Raw genomic sequence first — 19564 nt, 5'->3', positions numbered from 1 at the left:
GGGTATATACGATTCTCACCCGACACAACTGCGCCACTATATTCAAAACATGATGAAACCAGCCGCCAACCGCTCACCCCGTCAATCCAACCGTTCACCCGGCGGATCTGACCGCTGACCGAAATACGCCTGTCTTCCCCCTTTACCCCCGGCGATGATGAGCTGTTCCTAAACCCGCCTTACCTCGGGAAAGACGCTACGGCTCACCGCGCCACTCTGACATCTCTTACAAGCGGATGAGTTCATTCATATTTTGCAGACTGGAATTAAGGATACCTCATGAAACGAGAGGGGATTTTAAAGCACATTCCGTGGATGCTGCTGGGGATACTCGGCGCAGCCTGCCTCGGCGTGGTGGCGCTGCGCCGCGGCGAACACATCAGCGCGCTGTGGATCGTCGTCGCTTCGGTGGCGGTGTATCTGGTGGCCTACCGCTACTACAGCCTGTACATCGCCACCAAGGTGATGAAGCTGGACGCCGGCCGCGCTACCCCGGCGGTGGTCAACAACGACGGCCTGAACTACGTGCCGACCAACAAGAACGTGCTGTTCGGCCACCACTTCGCCGCCATCGCCGGCGCCGGGCCGCTGGTGGGGCCGGTGCTGGCCGCGCAGGTCGGCTACCTGCCCGGCACGCTGTGGCTGCTGGGCGGCGTGGTGCTGGCGGGGGCGGTGCAGGACTTTATGGTGCTGTTCATCTCCTCGCGCCGCAACGGCGCCTCGCTCGGTGAGATCGTCAAAAAAGAGATGGGGCCGATACCGGGCACCATCGCGCTGTTCGGCTGCTTCCTGATCATGATCATCATCCTGGCGGTGCTGGCGCTGATCGTGGTGAAAGCGCTGGCGGAAAGCCCGTGGGGGGTGTTCACCGTCTGCTCCACCGTGCCGATCGCGCTGTTTATGGGCATCTACATGCGCTATCTGCGCCCCGGCCGCGTGGGTGAAGTGTCAGTCATCGGCATCGTGCTGCTGGTGGCCGCCATCTGGTTCGGCGGCGTGGTGGCGCACGACCCGTACTGGGGCCCGGCGCTGACCTTTAAAGACACCACCATCACCTTCACGCTGATTGGCTACGCGTTCGTCTCCGCCCTGCTGCCGGTGTGGCTGATCCTGGCGCCGCGCGACTACCTGGCCACCTTCCTGAAAATCGGCGTGATCGTCGGGCTGGCGATCGGCATCGTGATCCTCAACCCTGAGCTGAAAATGCCAGCGGTGACCCAGTTCGTCGACGGCACCGGCCCGGTGTGGAAAGGCACCCTGTTCCCGTTCCTGTTCATCACCATCGCCTGCGGCGCGGTCTCCGGCTTCCATGCGCTGATCGCCTCCGGCACCACGCCGAAGCTGTTGGCCAATGAGACCGACGCGCGCTTTATCGGCTACGGCGCGATGCTGATGGAGTCCTTCGTCGCCATCATGGCGCTGGTGGCAGCATCCATCATCGAGCCGGGCCTGTACTTCGCCATGAACACCCCGCCGGCGGCGCTGGGCATCACCATGCCGGATCTGCACCGCTTAGGCACCGAAGACGCGCCGATGATCATGGCTTCGCTGAAGGACGTCACCGTGCATGCGGCGGCGGCGGTCAGCTCCTGGGGCTTCGTCATCAGCCCGGAACAGATCCTGCAGACTGCCACCGACATCGGCGAACCTTCGGTGCTGAACCGCGCCGGCGGCGCGCCAACGCTGGCGGTGGGCATCGCCCACGTGTTCCACCAGATCATTCCGGGCGCCAACATGGGCTTCTGGTACCACTTCGGCATTCTGTTCGAGGCGCTGTTCATCCTGACCGCGCTGGACGCCGGCACCCGCTCCGGCCGCTTTATGCTGCAGGATCTGCTGGGCAACTTCGTGCCGTTCCTGAAGAAAACCGACTCGCTGGTGGCCGGCATCGTCGGCACCGCCGGCTGCGTCGGGCTGTGGGGCTACCTGCTGTATCAGGGCGTGGTGGATCCGCTCGGCGGCGTGAAGAGCCTGTGGCCGCTGTTCGGCATCTCCAACCAGATGCTGGCCGCCGTGGCGCTGGTGCTGGGCACCGTGGTACTGATTAAGATGAAGCGCACCCAATACATCTGGGTGACCGTGCTGCCGGCGGTGTGGCTGCTGATCTGCACCACCTACGCGCTGGGGCTGAAGCTGTTCAGCGACAACCCGCAGTTGGAAGGCTTCTTCTTCCTGGCCGGCGAGTACAAGCGCAAAATCGCCGAGGGCGGCGCCGAGCTGAGCGCCCAGCAGATCGCCAACATGAACCACATCGTGGTGAACAACTACACCAACGCCGGGCTGAGCATTCTGTTCCTGCTGGTGGTGTACAGCATCATCTTCTACGGGGTGAAAACCGCGCTGGCGGCGCACAAAAACCCGAAACGCACCGACCAGGAAACGCCTTACGTACCGGTGCCGCAGGCCGCGCCCGCCGACGGCGTAACTGAGGGGGAGGTCAAAGTTTCGACCCAGCATTGATGTGATTTAACGGATACCCTGCATAATAACGTTAAGTAGTACCCAAAGCCGCACGGCCTGCGTATCGCAAGATGCCAGGCGTGCGGCGCGATGCAATCGAGATACCCGGGGCGCCCCGGAGGTGGGGCATCCCTGCGGGAACCCCATCCCCCGGCTTCCCCTAATATCAGGCTTAAGCAAGCGCTGTAGTGATGCAGGGTAAAGTTGGAGAAGGCTTATGTTCGGAAATCTCGGCCAGGCGGGGAAGTACCTCGGGCAGGCGGCGCGCATGTTAGTGGGCGTGCCTGACTACGATACCTACGTCCAGCACATGAAAGACAACCACCCGGACAAGCCGGTGATGACCTATAAAGAATTTTTCCGCGAGCGCCAGCAAGCGCGCTACGGCGGCGACGGCAAAGGCGGCATGCGCTGCTGTTAACCCGCAGTCACAAGGACCCGTATGAAACCCATTGCAGTCACCATCCTGACCGGCTTTTTGGGCGCCGGCAAAACCACCCTGCTGCGTCACATCCTGAACGCCGAACACGGCTATAAAATCGCGGTCATCGAGAACGAGTTCGGCGAAGTGCCGATCGACGACGCGCTGATCGGCGATCGCGCCAGCCGCATCACTACCCTGAGCAACGGTTGCATCTGCTGCAGCAAGTCCAACGAACTGGCGGACGCGCTGCTGGATCTGCTGGACGGCGTCGACAGCGGCCAGCTGGCGTTCGACCGGCTGATCATCGAATGCACCGGCATGGCCGATCCCGGCCCGATTACCCAGACCTTTTTCTCGCACGAGATCCTGTGCGAGCGCTTCCTGCTGGACGGCATCATCACCCTGGTGGACGCGGCGCACGCCGAGCAGCAGCTGAGCCAATTCAGCATCGCCCAGGCGCAGGTGGGCTACGCCGACCGCCTCCTGCTGACCAAAACCGACGTGGCGCCGGATTGCGAGGCGCTGATCCAGCGGCTGCAACGGATGAACGCCCGCGCGCCAGTGTACAAGGTGACGCACGGCGATATCGATCTGAGCGTGCTGTTCGACATCGAAGGCTTTACGCTGAACGACAAACTCAACCTGACACCGCCCACCCCGCTGTTCCGCCGCATCCCGCAGCCGCAGAGCGACATCCGCTCGATCGTGGTGACGCTGGAGCGCCCGCTGCCGCTGATGCAAATCTCCGACGTGATGGAAGGCCTGCTGCTGGAATACGCCGACAACCTGCTGCGCTACAAAGGCATTCTGTCCATCGAAGACGAGCCGCGCCGCCTGCTGTTCCAGGGCGTACAGCGGCTGTATAACGCCGACTGGGATCGGGAATGGCTGCCTGAAGAAGAGCGCAAGAGTACGCTGGTGTTTATCGGCGTGGACCTGCCGGAGGAGGAGATTCGGGGAAGAATTGGGGGGTTGGGGTAAGGGGGATTGGGGTAAGCGGGCTTGGGATATTGGAGCCTGTGGGTGGGCTCCTTTATGGTCTTATGGCGCTAACGGGGTGGAGGGAGGGACACTAGACGCAGCTCTGTTGCTGCTTGCTGTAGGGCAAATTCAGCGACGAATTCACGCGCAGAGGGAAACTCACCCGCCTGCTGTTTGTTGAGGGAGACCAGCTTTGCGGAGAAATGGTATTGCTGCCCCGGCGTAAATACGTAGCCCTCATCAGGGACGCACTGATTGGGGGCGACATCCTGCAGCGGATCGAAAAATTTGAACGTGCGGCTCTGCGCCTCATCCAATCGGTAGATCGAGATGCCCGCAAGCTTTTCGTCTCCCTGCGGCTGAACGGTAATGCATACTTTGCCCTCACGCAGGTTGGCGGTGGCGGGATAGTCTACGGGGATACGATCGCCTATCGACGGGCAGCCGGCGAGCAGGAAGGGGAATGTGAGGGGGAAGATCCGTTTCATGACTACCTCTGACGTAAAAACTCGGCTAAAACCTGCTCGTACTGTAGACGAATTTTATTGTTTTGGGGACCCGTGTAATTCACAAAACGCCCAATACCATATGACCAAGCATCATAGCCATATTGTATTAACAACCAATAATCGGCAACGATACAAGCTTGTTGTTCCAAAGAGTACTTTGTGAGCGTCTTATTAGCTTCCAACTTATAAGTGTAATTAGCTGCCCAACTAAAGGCACCTCTGAGGCGGACCCACTGCCCATGCTGATGCTGCCAAACATGGGCAAGCTCATGAATAAAGAAATGTTGTTTTGCGTAATTATTTACCTTAGAGAAATCAGCCAGATATTCCTCCTCTCGGAAATATATCTCGCCGTTGGGGGACATACCAACATGCTTGCCTTGTAAACCAAAGGGTAAGTAACTATCGCAATGAATCCATACACGGTTGTAGACGATCGACTTACCGAAAACACGTCGGGCCATGACTATTTCACCCAACGTCATGAGTCGTAATGCTCCCTCTTTCACTTGTTGGATTTTCTGTTCTTTCGTAAGCATAAGTCAAATTCCCTATGACCATTTGAAAGTGAAATCTTAGCGACTACTTCTCAGCCGGTCTAGATTATATTTACTCATTTATAAAATAACGAAAAAACCTCATGACAAATTCACCTTGTGAATTTATTGATTTAACCTCCTTAAAACAACAATTCAAATAAAGACATTCAGAACAAGAGCATATAAAGAAGATGAGCATTCATAGAATCAATAGTTAAATTATACAACTCATTAACTGCGATACCCATTCCATATTAGATATGAAATAGCCTGTAATTCCATACAGCTTATTTTTTCCTTTTACTGATAACGCTATAGTTTTCCCGCTGCGGCAAAATCCGCAGCCGGAGTTAGCGTTCCGAATCTGACATACTACCGCTGTATTATGTAATAATGCAGCAGCTTTAGTTCACGCCAAATAATGGTGGCTCAGGCGGGGGCTTCGCAAGAAGCGCCGGTTCGTATGTCCCGGTGACGCTAACCCCGTCTGGGCTACCACCCGAGTTTAGCGTCTCTGGTGATAGTCATTAGCTAATGACATACGGAGATGCACCCATGACAAAGACTCCCACTACAGAATCCGTTGCAAGCACCCTTACCCTCTACCGCCAACTGTTTAACCACCTCGATCTCAGCGCTTACAATCCCTCAGAACTCTTAGACCTGGCCGCACTCTCTGCCGAGCAGGCTGAAGGGCTGTGTCACGGCCTGATGTTGTTCGGCCATTTACTGCAAAAGCACCCACAACTGGACACTGAAGGCAGGGAACAGTTGAATCGCTACCTCAATGCCACGGCGCATCTGGTTCCTGCGCTGTGTAACCTGTATGGGCGGGCACTGTGGGAGATGGAAGCCTGCGGCTAACGTAAATGACAATCAGGGCGATGCTCATCGCCCTTCCCACCCACGATTTCCAATAGATCTGACTGACATATCACAACAAAAACATTCATCAAGGTAGGCATTTCCTCCCCTACCTGGCATAGTTAACGCATTCGGTAAATCGATGAGTTAACTGCTGGGTATTGATGTATGGCTGCTGCAAAACTTTGGACTAGAGAAGAATTACTGATCGCTTTCACTCTGTATAGCCAAATACCGTTTGGCAAACTTCACTCGAGAAATCCCGAAATAATCCACTATGCAAAATTGATTGGACGCACGCCATCAGCACTAGCCATGAAGCTGGTTAACCTCGCTAGTTTGGATCCATACATTATCGAATCTGGTCGCAGCGGTTTGAAAGGCGCTTCCAATGCCGATCGCGAGCTGTGGAAAGAAATGAGCCAAGATATGGATTTGTTTAATCAGCAATGCCAAACGGCAATGGAACACTTGGAGAAACCAGCCGCACCTGATTTTGATGAAGAGCCAAAAGATTTCAGTGGCAGAGATAAGTTCTCTACAGTCAAAACACGTGTAGACCAAAACCTGTTTCGCAAAAATGTATTGGAAGCTTACGAATATCGTTGCTGCATAACCGGATTAGAAGAACCAGCATTACTCGTTGCTAGCCATATCCTGCCTTGGAGCCACTCAATCGAACAACGCCTTAACCCTAGTAACGGATTGTGCCTGTCCAGCCTGCATGACAAGGCTTTTGACCGTGGGCTAATCACTTTCGACGAAGACTTGAGACTGGTACTATCAAATAAAATCAAGCTATTGAAAAGCAGTATCTATGTGGAAAACTTCGAGAAATATGAGGGTGAAATAATTAGCACGCCTATAAATCATTCTCCAGATAAAGCTCATCTTGCTTTTCATAGAGAGAATATCTTCATTGGAAATTAGGCTTACATATCATTACTACAGATCCAATGTTGCTAAATGAGCATTATCAGAATGGGTAGTTACGAAAGACCGACTTGGGGCGCAAGAAACATTTTTCGGCGGCCATCATTTGAGCGAAGGCCGAACTCGAACATCGCAACTATCCTTTTGATCTTTAGTAATTAAAGCAATCCACATTGTCGATGATACCATCATTGATACCATCAGTCCCGATTGGTGATAATCGAACACTATAAAAAATCATGACGAACATTATGAATGAAAGTTAATTCATGTATTTTTAGCAAGAATTTTTAAAGAACACCAAAATAACTCGTATATTTGTTTTTTCATCCAATTGAAAAATAGGATAATTTGCATACAGGCTATAAGGATTCTTGAGTTATGATAATATAAAGTAACAAATATATTGCTTGGAGAAATGAACTTGGATACATTATTTAAGATTTTTGAAAAATTTAATTCAAGGCCGCTTTATTTTATTTGGTTTATCAGCATGTGAATTTTTACAAAAAGAGTCAGCATTAAAAAGTCCTAACATAGAAAACATACTATATCTTTTATCTGCAATGATAATGGTAGTTTTTAACAGGGGGATATGAATGGCTCATATTTAAGTTCAATGTCACATTGGAACCTCATGATCAGCGCGATATCGGCCCTACGATTGGAACGGCAACATTAGCAGTTTATTTGGTTTATGCATTTCATTTTTTAAGTGAGCAACCAGATGCCTTAAATCTCAAGTTGTTAACTAATTCAGGATTCATTTATAGCACAACTTTATTGTTTATTGTTATTTTCGCTTGAGTCAATGAAACTTAGGAGATTAAAGCAGAGATAATAATTAAGTTTCGGAAGAGTATTAAATATAACTTGGTACTATGAAAAGCCGATATAACTATACTCCTATATCATATCGGCTTTTCATGTTTTAAGGCATCATAGATACATAATCTACACCAATTCTAGAACTGTATTGCGACGCAATAGCTTGGTATCGTTCAGCATAACCACTTCGAAGCTGGGACTTTAATTTCAGTTTAACTGGTACATTTTGTACGTTGTCATCCATGCTACTCAAGAATACCGCTGAAAGTATATTTTTCTCTTCCCCCGGAACAGTATGACCGTGATTTAAAACAACCATATAATCAACTACTGGTAAAGTTTTATCGCCTTCAAATATAGATAAATATTTTCTGGTATTCTTATGAATTACATAAATATACTTGGATTGTTCTGCATTAGGTAATGCTTTATTCTGGTTAGCATTGAAAAGTTCTAACACCTTAATTAAACGATGAGGACTTAATCTTTTATGGTGTGGATCATTACCCTGAGTAGGAACAAGATCGCAAGCAGCAGAAACACATAAATACCATTTTTCAGATTCAGTATCGAAGAAAATTGTGCCTGTTGAAATATGTCCTTCTTCAAAATTTTTAGAAGACAAATTCATGTTCAAAGCATGATACATCTCATTAAATGAGCTTGCATTTGCAGGTAAATTCATTTGTTTTGAACAATACTCTAATGATTTCGCTTCTCTACTACTTTTAAAATCAGTTGTATATGTTTCAAAAACATCATTAATGAAGCCTACTAAAGATTTATTTCCCTTCAATCTTTCATAGAGTTCTTCAGATAAATTACTAAAAACAAACTCAATGTTTTTCCTTTTAATTTCATCAGAAGCGGAATTTAATATTTGATTCAACCATCCAGCTTGACCATAACCATCATTAGCTAAATGGTTATTGAAAGAAAGAGCTTCTGCTTCAATAGTATTTTGAATCTCTGACTTGATAATTTGATAGTAAGATGGGTTCCATTCAATTAATGATTCATTTAGTGTTTGCCAAATTCTCTCACCATCACTTTCATGATCCTCTTTATCCTTATGGAACACACTGATAAATATATTACCACTTTGAATCCATTTAATGCCGGCAGTATCCCCTACAACCATACTTTTTGTCATATAATCTGGAATGACGGCATTTTCAGCGACTGCATATTCAGAAATCATCTTAGCAATGAAATTAATATCATTTTGCTCTGTAAGGCTTCCATCCTTTCGGATTGCTTTCTTAATACGCTTACATAGGCAGTCATCTTGGATATATAGTACAGTTTCATCCCTCGTTAATGCCCTTTCTCCTTTGTGAGTCAAATCAGGTAAAATAACACTCTGCCAGTATTCAATTAATTCATCATTTTCTGTATCAAGTATTTTATCATTACAATTTTCGATCCCTCTTAGAGAAGAAGCAATTTGCATCCAAACAGTTTTGAGCTCCTCTCTCGTATAGATAACAATCATATTCAAATGATCAGAATTTTTTAATTCTTTTAATATTGTAATAGTTTTATCCGGTGCATTGTTATCTAAATGATAATCCATTATGACCAAATCTGACTTACGGATGCGGTCAACATCAAAGTTTACTGAACCGTTGTCAATATCACAGATCATATTCTTGGTTTGAAAATATTCTTCGAGGGTAGCAGCACGCTTTGAGGAATCAATTTTTGCTGGGTCTAATTTTATCTCGCTATTAAGTGCTTTGATAGAGTCAGAATAAGTAATAAAATCGTCATCTATCATTACTACTGAACGAATAGCATTATCACAAAAAGTTTTCTGCACAAGGGAATTATAAGTTGTTATAGCCATGTTATGACTCCACTCCATTGAACTTAATTACGAAATTAGCACCATCTTTAATTAAATAGTCATCTTCAACATTTGGATCAGAATACCAAATCTTGTGGTGTGCTACCGCTAAATTCTCCCTGCATAAATAAAGCCCGACACCATGACCATTAGCTCTTTTGCTATAAAACAATTCAAATAAACGAGGAATGTCATCTGGGTCTATAGCAGGGCCTGTATTTGCAATTATAACTAAATAATTAACAAAATCTATTTTGATAAGACGATTATCGGACAAACTCACCCAATACATTGCGTTATTTATAATATTAGTAAAAACCGGATATATTCGTGAAGGTATATCATTGATAGATATGTTCTTAAAATCATCACCGAACTCAATGGAAATACGTTGTCTTTCAAAACGATCACCAAAAAATTTCAGGATATAATCCATTATATTTTTCCCAGAAATTTTTTGCCTTGACTGATATCCAGATATTTTCAAAGGTGATAAAAACCTGATTTGTTGTGTTAATGATCTATGTGCATTCAGAGCCAATGTGAAACCTGGGTGTTCCTTCGCAGTTGAAGGCAAAGAATTTAGTCCTCGTGTAACCATCGAGTCCATTTCTTCAAGCTCGTGTGAGAGTATTTCGACGCTGATTCCCAATTGAGCCAAAGCATTTAAACTCTTAGCTTTATCCTCGAAATACTCTCTTTCTTCTTCTGATAGCGAAAAAGCGGAGTCTAAATTTACTCCTTCAAATAACCTTTCTAATCCTTTATTTATAGATTGGTATTTGAATGTTAGGGAGTCAATTGTTTCAATATAAATGCTATCGAGTAAATTTAAAACATTCTCGATCTCAGTATTGACATTAATTGAGTCAACTATTGATATAGCTTTAGAGTAATATATAGCTCTATCACTTTTAATTTCTTCTCCCCATTTCTTTAAGAGTGCATTTGTTTTTTCATCTATATTATTACTAAACTTGGTTAATCTGGCATTTATGATCCCTTGATTTTTATCAAGATGATTTTTACCTACTAACGAAGGTTCTAACTTATTTAATTCAGAATCCAATTTATTAACTATTAATTTCATCTCTAATATATACGCAGAGAATTCATTGTATTTATCACGATAATTTCTATATCTCTCCTCATATACACCAATTTTAGGTGGCTTAGTTGGAGTTTTTATTTCGGTTCTCAATGATTCTAAATTAGCAAGGTCAGCATCTATTTCTTTTATATAATTATAATCATGCTTGTTTTGATTGCTATCTAATTTAGTCTTCAATTTTTTTACAGCTTCAAGCGAAGCATCTAAAACGGGAGTTTGCGTTTTTAGTGCCTCAGAGAAACTCTTTTGTGTAGATTTACGAGCTTGTTGCTGTGCTGATTTTCGTAATTCCTTTTCACGTTTAACTTGCTCAAGAAGTTCTTTACGATCTTCGGAATGTCTACCAAAAAATCTATCCGCTAATGATGTTAATAAATCTGAAACTAATGTTTTCAATTCTCTAGCAGCTTGGTTTCGAATGAAGCCTTCCCTTCCTGATTTATCCTTTAGTTCTTTATTATTTGATTGTGTGATACTGATAAATCCGAAAATTCTTCGGTTAGACCAATAGTACCGCCCAGCATTCCATGAACGTCTTTCCTCGATCTGGAAGAAATCATTATCTACTCGTCCATATGGTAACACTCTTAAATTATCCCGAAACACCATAAGCCCAGCATATTTTTTTGCCTTGAGGTCAAAATGTGTATGCTCTCGCTCGGTGTGCGAGGTATTTTGCGGCAGAAATTCTAATGTCCCAATTTGAATTTCAAATGGTCCGACTCCAGAATCAGAATTAACACTTATGCTGGCAGGAATAACTACTTCGCCCTTATCCTCACCAAAAGCTTTTACGCGACCTCTAAACCAACCTTTCTCATCAACATAGCCTACAACAGTGTGCTCTAAAGCATCAAAATCGCTTTTACTAAATACATCCGATTGCTTTAATATTTGACGATGGTAACCATTGGCCTTAACTGTATATATCTCATAAGAGAATGATAGATCCTCTAAAATATAAGGATTTACAAATGCCCTTAAAGTGTCAACCAAGCTTTGTTCAACATCAGATAACTCTGCATTATCCTTAGCTAAATCCCCTGCATTGGTTAATAATGACAAATCTCGTCCAAGCTCCAATAAAAAGAGAGCGGTACCATGTTTACCACCGTCTATCTTTTCAACTTTGATTAAGATTTCTTCCCAAGGAACGAAGACACTAGGATCTATTTTAAATTGATCACAAAAATTAATTATTTTATCTTGAGTAGTAATAAAGTCACTTTTTTCATTTACAGCTTTCTCGTCTTCTGAGAATTTTTCCCAAGCTGCTTTTGTGAGAAGATGATTAAAATGACGAACTTCATCTTCATCTTCATCTTTGCTGGGAAAGGATACATTCTTCTTAAGTTCAATGAGCAAACCAGATAAAACATCAGAGAGAGAATCTATATTTTCAAACTCTCTGAATGGAACAGTGACATCGTCAAATGAGAGATACGGGTTTTCGAAAAGCCTCCAATCAATTAGTAAGGCAACATAATTATTATCCATTTTCTTAGTAACAAGAAAAGTTACGGGAGATAGAAAAGCAGCAGATAATCGCCCAATCCCTTTTTCTCCTTGAGTTTTTCGGATACCTAATCCGAACCGCTCATTTTCTTCTAAGGTGTTCTTTCTCGTTTTAGATTCGGTGCCAACAACAAGCCAATTATCAATAATTTGTTGCAAGGACATTCCGCAACCGTTATCTATAAGGGCTCCGCAAGGGTAATCGCCATCTATTGTGTATAATGCCACATCTCTTGCATAAGCATCATATGCATTTTTCCAAAGCTCGCTTACAGCAGTTGGGCAATCTGCAATCTGCCCCTTACCGAGATGTTCAATTGTCCTTGCTCTCGCTTTAAAGCTAAGAGATCTCATCTGCATTTTTATCATCCCTTTGAGAGTTATTGCTTATTATTTCAATACAAGATTTCAGAAGAATTTTCCCTAGATTCACAGGAACAGCATTTCCAACCTGTTTACCTTGACTAATGATGCCACCAGAAAAAATGTAATCATCGGGGAATGTTTGAAATCGTGCCGCATGTCTCACGGTAATTCCATGATTATCCCACGGATGCAGGAAACGTCCTTTTGAGGGATTAAAACAACCAGTAGTTATAGTTGGGCCTGGCATTGACAACCTTATCCGACCATAAACATCTGTATGACCTGAATATCCATTAGAATGACATGGTAATCTAAAATCAACATCTTCCCGACTACCATTAATTGGTGTTAAATTGAACCTTTCAATCATATAGTCGGCATGGTTCATGTGTACATTATTCGGGTCACTCTTATCCTCTTTAAGAGGACTTTTGAACTTTAATGTCTGAGTGACATCTTGACCTAAAACAGCACTAATTCTTTCAAAAACCGATGGTGATGGTTTTTCAAAAATCTCAGAAGCATTAATCCAATGAGGGGTTTTATCTTTAAAATGAGTTGGAAGTGGTGGCCAATCACCTTCGTTGAGAGAAATGTCATCTCTAAGACCCAAGATAAATACCCGGCCTCTATTTTGAGGAACTCCATAATCTTTTGCATTCAGCTTTAATGGCCCGACTATTTTATAACCACTATTAGCCGCAAGCATTTTGAAGTTATTTAAGTAGTCTTTATGCTTTTCCCAAAGTAAACCCGGCACATTTTCAACAAGGAATATCTTGGGTCGAAATATTTTAACAAAGTCATAGTAACGAATTAACAATTCGTTCCTTGGATCATTTACACCAGCATTTTTTATTCTATGTGATGAAAAACCTTGGCAAGGTGGCCCACCAATGATTATATCCAACTCTTTTTCTTTGAGTTTTAAGCAATCCATTAACTCATCAGGTGAAATAGTCATAATATCCTTGTTTATTAATTTTATGCTATTTTCTCTTTTTTGAATTAAATTTCTGCTGTACGTATCACATGCATCTTGATCAAGTTCTATTGCAGCTAAAATTTCAATACCCAGATCCAGAGCTGCTAACGAAAAGCCTCCCGCACCTGAAAAAAGATCTATGGCCTTGATTTTGTTCAATTTACCCTTCACTTTTGTAAGCAGTCATATTCTTGTGACTGATTTTACATTATGCAGGCTTTTATCACAATCCAAAGGTAACATCAAGACATTGATTATCTTGCACGACTATGGTGTATGAATAGATCTCATTGTACTATTGCGTGCATAAAGATTTACTAAATTTTAAATATACCCCGCTAATAAATAGTATTATTAATATCCGAACTATGAAACCTCATCAATATTAGAACGTAGATCTCACTGCACCTTGGTTCACTCCCTGGATATAATTAAGTAATAATAAGGAGTAACCGATTCCTGCCTCCCGAGCATACAAAAATTATTAATGGATGCTAGTTGTCGCAAGTTGTCTTTATCCATGTTCCAAAATGCATTCGCTATGAAATATTTTTTGGGTAGAATAACAAATCTGAAACCTATCATTAATATCACCATATTAAAACCTAATACGGCTCCAACATAACCTCCTCACCCCGTTTCCACACGATAAACCCGGCTTCATACGGATGCAAAGGCGTACTGACAATAACACTTTATCCTTCACCGGGGATAAAATCATACTCACCGATGCCGGGCACACACTTCCCCGGTTCCAACGCGACAGGCGTATTTGCATATGACTTTTCATAGACATAATTATCATTGCCATATTTCCATATAGCTACTTTCAGAATGGACTCTTCTCTTTCCATGTCATTCTTATCAACAAAAACGCAGATCTTGCTACCTACAGTCGTTGCTTTTGCCGGGCGTAAATTGACTTTATCCCCCATAGGGCAACCAGAGATAAAAAGAGGAATAAAGAGTAAGAGGAATTTTTTCATAGTGGCAGCCCTGCGACTCCTATTACAGGTTGTAATTTCTATAGAATTAATAAATTACTCTCATGATAATCTTTAGTTAAAAAATCTCATTGCAATCTAATCGGGCTTCAGCATCATGCTTTCACCTTTCTTCCACACAACAAAACTGGTTCGATATGAATTCAGCGGTGTTCTTACCAACACAGTGTATCCTTCACCAGCGATAAAACTAAACTCACCGATACCTGGAACACACTTGTTAGCCTCCAACGTTATCGGGCTGTAAGCATATGATTTTTCGTATACGTAGGTATCGCCCCCTTGCTTCCAGATGGCGATATTCAGTATGGATTCATTTTTTACGATATCGTTCTCATTAAAAAAGACGCAGACTTTACCGTCTACGATCTTACTTTGTACTTGATAGAGATTAAACCTGTCACCGGTTGGGCAACCTGAGATAAAAAGAGGAAGAAGAAGGAATAAATATTTTCTCATAGCGGCAGCCCTGCGCTTCTGATGATGGGTTGAAATTGTGACAATGTCCGTCTGTCCACTATCCCGATGAGTTTCCTGTTTGGCAAGCGGAAGAAGGTATTCGTCCCATATCTCTTGAGAATGAAATAGTCCGCAATTATCGATGCCTGCTGTTCCATGCTGTAGTGGCGCAGCAAAGGTTGATCAAGCCGATATTGATAACTTACCGCCCAACTGAGAAGCCCACGGGTACGTACCCACATGCCCTTCTGGTGCTGCCAAACGTGTGCCATCTCATGAATAAAAAGATGCTGAGCTTCAGGATCCTGGTTCGCATAATCTCTTTCATAGAGTGACCTACGAAAGTACAACTCCCCATTCGGGCTCATCGCCGTGTACTGATTCTGCAGCCCAAACGGCAGGTAGCTGTCGCAGTGAACCAACACGCTCTGATAGAAAATGGTGCTGCCAAACACCGAGCGTGCCAGATTGACTTCGCCCGGCGTTAACGCCCGCGTGATACCTTCCTGTTGTGGCTCCATCCTGGAACTCCTTGATCCGAAAGGGTTCAATGAAACGCCATTTTAGCCTTTAAGGTCAATCAGATAGGCCTTAGGAAAGCATCAGGAAGATCCGGTTTTTAATGAAATGGGAAATACGTCAATACAGTGTAAAGTGGGTAGGTAATTGCGGTAGGAAGATTCCAGGCACAAAAAAACCACCTTTCGGTGGCTTCTTGTTCGCGCGGTACTTAATGGTGCCGAAGGCCGGACTCGAACCGGCACGTATCTCTACGGTTGATTTTGAATCAACTGCGTCTACCGATTTCGCCACTTCGGCACTGAAGTAGTATGCGGAAAACGGGTGCATTATACCTTCCCGCGATCGGTGCGCAAGAGTTATCAGGCATTCAATGAGTTAAATGTTGAAAAAAGCGTCACAATCCCCGTTTACCCTCTTATTGCGGCGTTTACCGCATCTTCCTCCCGCACTTTCACGCCCCTCACAGCAAAACCGCAGATCCGATCACAATTTCGCCAAATGCTGATTTTAAAGCCATATGAAAGAGAATAAGGTGAATAAATAAAATCAAATGAAAATAAAAGAAGGATAAACGCAATGAATGAAACAACCAAACGCATGGCCAGGTTGATCGATCTGAGCGCGGTGCAGGCCACCAATACCGAGGAAGACGTGCGCCACTGCGCCGCGCTGGCCAGCCGCTATCGCATCATCTCGGTACACGTGCTGCCGTGCTGGACGCGTTTCCTCAGCACCCTGCTGCCGGAGCGCGGCCAGGCGGACGTGATGATTGGCGGGCCGGTCGGCTTTCCCGGCGGCGGGCAGGCCACCGATCTCAAGGTGCAGGAGGTGCGCCAGCTGATCGCCGAGGGCGCGCGCGAGGTCGATATGGTGGTGAATATCGGCAAGGTGCTGTCGGGGGATTACGACTATGTGCGCGAAGATCTGCGCCGGGTAGTCGAGGCCGCCACGCCGGTGCCGGCCAAAGTCATTCTGGAGACGCACTATCTGAACGAGCAACAGATCCGTCGGGTGTGCGATATCGCCGTCGAGGTGGGCATGGCCTGGGTGAAAACCTCCACCGGCTGGGCACCGACCGGCGCCACGGTAGAAAAAGTGGCGATCATCGCCGATCAGTTGCGTGGCCGCATCCCGATCAAAGGGGCCGGCGGTATTCGCGATCTGGACACGGTGCGCGCGTTGTATCGGCTGGGCGTACGCCGCTTTGGCATGAGCGCGGCGGCCACCCAGCGCGTGCTGGAGCAGCTCGAACAGGATCCAGGCCTGTTCCCGGAACTGAACGATAACTAAATCCTGCGCGATCCCAGCGCACGCTTCTGCGGGTGGCCCGCGCCATCCGCCACGGGAGTGATAACAATGAAAGATTTACTTCTTACCCTTGATATCGGCACCGGCAGCACCCGCGCCGGGCTGGTCGCCAACACCGGGGAAATCCTTGGCTTCGCGCAGCGCGAGTACGAGCAGATCACGCCGCAGGCCGGTTGGTCGGAACAACCGCCTTCACTGTGGTGGCAGAGTGTCTGCCAGTGTACGCAGGAGCTGTACGCGCGCTACGCCGAATACTGGCCGCGTATCGCCGCCGTCGGCGCCTGCGGGCAAATGCACGGCACGGTCTTGCTCGATGCCGACGGCGAGCTGGTCGTCGATCGCGCCATGCTGTGGAACGACAAACGCGCGCAGCCGCAGGTGGCGCGCTTTAGCCACCAACAGCCGCCGCAGCCCTGGCTTGAACTGTTGAACAATCCCCCTACCGCCGCCTGGCCGGCGTTCAAGCTGGCCTGGCTGCGCGAGCATCACCCATCGCAGTGGGAACGCATTGCTACGGTGTTGATGCCGAAGGATTACGTCAATTTCCGGCTCTGCGGCGTACGCGCCACCGATTACAGCGAAGCCTCCTGCTATTACCTGATGGACAGCGCCACGCTGCAGTGGTCGCCAGAGGCGCTGCGGCAGTTCGGGCTGCGCGCCGATCAGCTGCCCGCCATCCATCTTTCCAGCGAGGTGATTGGCCACATTACGCCCGCCGCGGCAAGCGTGACCGGTCTGCCGCCGGGGGTGCCGGTGGTAGCGGGCACGGCGGATATGGCCGCTACCTTGCTCGGCTCAGGCGTCTATCAGGCCGGCATCGCTTCCGACAGCACCGGCACCTCCACGCTGCTCACCGTGGTCTCGGAACACCCGCTGTTCTCTGCCAGCGTCAACAACCTGCACCTGGCCAACTCGGCCTGGGGCGGTTTTACCCTGCTCGATGCCGGTGGCGACGCCATGCGCTGGGCGCGTTCGGCGCTGAGCGCCGGCCAACTCAGCCATCAGCAGATGCTCGATATGGCGGCCGAGGTGCCGCCGGGTGCCGAAGGGCTGCTGTTCCTGCCCTACCTGACCGGCGAGCGGCTGGCGGAACACACCAACTCGCGCGCGCAGTTCTTCGGCCTGCAGCGCAAGCATAGGCAGCCGCATCTCTACCGCGCGGTGCTGGAAGGCGTAGCGCTGGCCTCCCTGCGTAATCTGCAGCAGCTCAGGCGCCACGCACAGGAGCCGGAGGCAATGATCGCCTCCGGCGGTGGCGCACGCAGCCCGCTGTGGCTGCAGATCAAAGCCTCGGTCTATAACCTGCCGCTGCTGCAGACGCGCAATCAGGAGAACGGCACCACCGGCTGCGCGATCGTCGCCGGGGTCGGCGTCGGGCTGTTCAGCAGTTTCGCCCAGGGGGTGAGCCGCACCGTCAGCATCGAGCGCGAATTTACCCCCGATCCACGCCAGCACGAACACTACCTGCGCTGCTTCGAGCTGTTCGAACAGCTCTACCGCCAGGCGCAGCCCCTCTACGAACAGCTTGACGTTATTAGCTCGTTCTCTTTTTCTCCGGATGAAGGAACACCGCAATGAGCGACTCTCTGATTAACAAGGGCGACATCGCGCAGCACGCCGCGGCCGAAAGTATCGACCGCAGCGCCTATCTGCCCGCTACGCCCTGGCTGCAGCTGATGCTGGTCTGCTGCCTGTTCGCCCTGTGGGGCATGGCCGGCAACCTGAACGATATTCTGATCGCCCAGTTCAAGAAGGGGTTCGATCTGTCGGATACCCAAACCGCACTGGTGCAGTCGATCTTCTTCCTCGGCTACTTCGTGATGGCGCTGCCCGCCGCAGCGGTGATCAAACGCTACTCGTACAAGGTGGCGATCGTAATCGGCCTGTGTCTGTACGCGCTCGGCTGCTTCCTGTTTATCCCGGCAGCGCAGATCATGACCTACGGTGCCTTCCTGGCCTGCCTGGGGGTGATCGCCACCGGGCTGTCGTTCCTGGAAACCTCCGCCAATACTTACTCCAGCCTGCTGGGGCCGCTGGAAACCTCCACCCAGCGCATCAACTTCTCGCAGATCTTCAACTCGCTGGGGATCATTTTTGGCGTATTGATCGGCCAGCAGCTGGTGTTCGGCAAAAACGATCCCAGCCACGCCGAACTGCTGCAAATGGCACCGGCGGCGGCCGAAGCGGCACGCACCCAGATGGTGTCGCAGGTGGTCACACCTTATCTGATCATCGGCAGCGTGCTGATCGTGTTGGCACTGATCTTCGTGGCGGTGAAATTCCCCGCCTGCAAAACCCAACGCTCGCACCAGGGAGCGGGCAAGCCGCTGATGCAATCGCTGAAGATCCTGCTGGCACTGCCGCGCTTCCGATTGGGGGTGCTGTCGCAGTTCCTGTATGTCGGCGCGCAGGTAGGGCTGTGGAGTTTCACCATTCGTTTTGTGCAAATGATTGAACAGGGGGCAACCGAGCATTCGGCCACCTACTGGCTGCTGGCCACGCTGGTCTGTTACTGGGCCGGCAAGGTGGTCACCACCGCGCTGATGAAAAAGTTCAGCCCGGCGCGGTTGCTCGGCGTGTTCTGTTCGGTATGCGTGCTGCTGTTGCTGCTGGCCGTCAACATCCAAAGCCTGCTGGCGGTAGTGGCGATCATGGGCGTCAACTTCTGCATGGCGCTGTGCTGGCCAACCAACTTTGGCCTGACGATCAAAGGGCTGGGCGAAGAAACTCAGGTGGCCGGTTCGATCGTGGTGATGTCGATCATCGGCGGCGCGGTGGTGCCGTTAATCATGGGCATCATCTCCGATCTCAACGGCGGCGATATGCAGATCGCCTTCGCAGTACCGCTGGTCTGCTTCGCCTACGTCGCCTTCTATGGCTTCTACTGCGCGCGCAAGGGGATTTGAT

The 19564-nt window shown here is 48.0% G+C and carries 15 protein-coding genes, 1 tRNA gene and 1 pseudogene; 8 read left to right on the top strand and 9 right to left on the bottom strand.

What is annotated here, in order from left to right; all coding sequences use genetic code 11:
- Positions 1-279: 279 nt before the first annotated feature.
- The 3 genes from AWX27_RS11375 to yjiA all read left to right on the top strand — a co-directional run bounded on the left by AWX27_RS11375 (position 280) and on the right by yjiA (position 3865).
- Entirely contained in the window at positions 280-2460 is a 2181-nt protein-coding gene (locus AWX27_RS11375) for a carbon starvation CstA family protein (protein WP_060422077.1), read from the top strand.
- Between the two features lie 217 nt (positions 2461-2677).
- The gene (locus tag AWX27_RS11370) at positions 2678-2881 is read left to right on the top strand and encodes a YbdD/YjiX family protein (RefSeq protein ID WP_004953088.1); all 204 of its coding nucleotides are present in this window, start codon (positions 2678-2680) and stop codon (positions 2879-2881) included.
- Positions 2882-2902: 21 nt separating this feature from the next.
- A complete protein-coding gene (gene yjiA / locus AWX27_RS11365) occupies positions 2903-3865 on the top strand; it encodes a GTPase (RefSeq protein WP_060422073.1) in 963 nt (320 codons plus the stop codon).
- A 68-nt stretch (positions 3866-3933) separates the two neighbouring features.
- Here the strand turns inward: yjiA and AWX27_RS11360 are convergent, their stop codons facing one another.
- Together AWX27_RS11360 and AWX27_RS11355 are read right to left on the bottom strand one after the other, a co-directional pair.
- On the bottom strand, positions 3934-4353 hold the full coding sequence (locus AWX27_RS11360; RefSeq protein WP_060422070.1) for a putative T6SS immunity periplasmic lipoprotein: 420 nt from the start codon (positions 4351-4353) through the stop codon (positions 3934-3936).
- Between the two features lie 2 nt (positions 4354-4355).
- The gene (locus AWX27_RS11355; RefSeq protein ID WP_080432956.1) at positions 4356-4913 is read right to left on the bottom strand and encodes a type IV secretion protein Rhs; all 558 of its coding nucleotides are present in this window, start codon (positions 4911-4913) and stop codon (positions 4356-4358) included.
- A gap of 555 nt (positions 4914-5468) precedes the next feature.
- Between AWX27_RS11355 and AWX27_RS11350 the strand changes: the two genes are divergently transcribed.
- Together AWX27_RS11350 and AWX27_RS11345 are read left to right on the top strand one after the other, a co-directional pair.
- Positions 5469-5777: a hypothetical protein gene (locus AWX27_RS11350; protein ID WP_060422066.1), complete on the top strand. Its 309-nt coding sequence runs from the start codon at positions 5469-5471 to the stop codon at positions 5775-5777.
- A gap of 168 nt (positions 5778-5945) precedes the next feature.
- Complete coding sequence (locus tag AWX27_RS11345; RefSeq protein WP_060422062.1) at positions 5946-6707, top strand: HNH endonuclease; 762 nt, start codon at positions 5946-5948, stop codon at positions 6705-6707.
- Between the two features lie 934 nt (positions 6708-7641).
- Here the strand turns inward: AWX27_RS11345 and AWX27_RS11340 are convergent.
- The 7 genes and pseudogenes from AWX27_RS11340 to AWX27_RS11310 all read right to left on the bottom strand — a co-directional run bounded on the left by AWX27_RS11340 (position 7642) and on the right by AWX27_RS11310 (position 15646).
- Positions 7642-9387, bottom strand: a complete 1746-nt coding sequence (locus tag AWX27_RS11340; protein WP_060422058.1) for a response regulator receiver domain — start codon at positions 9385-9387, stop codon at positions 7642-7644.
- A gap of 1 nt (position 9388) precedes the next feature.
- On the bottom strand, positions 9389-12373 hold the full coding sequence (locus tag AWX27_RS24510) for an ATP-binding protein (RefSeq protein WP_072265381.1): 2985 nt from the start codon (positions 12371-12373) through the stop codon (positions 9389-9391).
- Positions 12354-13514, bottom strand: a complete 1161-nt coding sequence (locus AWX27_RS11330; RefSeq protein ID WP_060422556.1) for a DNA cytosine methyltransferase — start codon at positions 13512-13514, stop codon at positions 12354-12356. Before AWX27_RS11330 ends, AWX27_RS24510 begins: the two co-directional genes overlap by 20 nt.
- A 455-nt stretch (positions 13515-13969) precedes the next feature.
- Positions 13970-14350: pseudogene (locus AWX27_RS11325) on the bottom strand (putative T6SS immunity periplasmic lipoprotein).
- Positions 14351-14446: 96 nt separating this feature from the next.
- Positions 14447-14827, bottom strand: a complete 381-nt coding sequence (locus AWX27_RS11320) for a putative T6SS immunity periplasmic lipoprotein (RefSeq protein WP_060422045.1) — start codon at positions 14825-14827, stop codon at positions 14447-14449.
- Entirely contained in the window at positions 14824-15348 is a 525-nt protein-coding gene (locus AWX27_RS11315; protein ID WP_060422040.1) for a hypothetical protein, read from the bottom strand. The genes AWX27_RS11320 and AWX27_RS11315 overlap by 4 nt, the downstream gene beginning before the upstream one ends.
- 213 nt (positions 15349-15561) lie before the next feature.
- Positions 15562-15646: transfer RNA gene (locus tag AWX27_RS11310), tRNA-Leu, on the bottom strand.
- A 279-nt stretch (positions 15647-15925) separates the two neighbouring features.
- Here AWX27_RS11310 and deoC point away from each other — a divergent pair.
- The 3 genes from deoC (at position 15926) to fucP (ending at position 19563) form a co-directional block, all read left to right on the top strand.
- Positions 15926-16639, top strand: a complete 714-nt coding sequence (deoC, locus tag AWX27_RS11305; protein ID WP_369819311.1) for a deoxyribose-phosphate aldolase — start codon at positions 15926-15928, stop codon at positions 16637-16639.
- 66 nt (positions 16640-16705) lie between these two features.
- Positions 16706-18235: a xylulokinase gene (locus AWX27_RS11300; protein ID WP_060422033.1), complete on the top strand. Its 1530-nt coding sequence runs from the start codon at positions 16706-16708 to the stop codon at positions 18233-18235.
- A complete protein-coding gene (gene fucP, locus AWX27_RS11295) occupies positions 18232-19563 on the top strand; it encodes an L-fucose:H+ symporter permease (protein ID WP_060422029.1) in 1332 nt (443 codons plus the stop codon). The genes AWX27_RS11300 and fucP overlap by 4 nt, the downstream gene beginning before the upstream one ends.
- Position 19564 lies beyond the last annotated feature (1 nt).

The organism is Serratia sp. 2880STDY5682894 (genome assembly GCF_001537385.1).
Classification (GTDB): Bacteria; Pseudomonadota; Gammaproteobacteria; order Enterobacterales; family Enterobacteriaceae; genus Serratia; species Serratia nevei.
The sequence above is the reverse complement of the archived record's forward strand: the minus strand, read 5'-3'. Positions and strand labels throughout refer to the sequence as shown.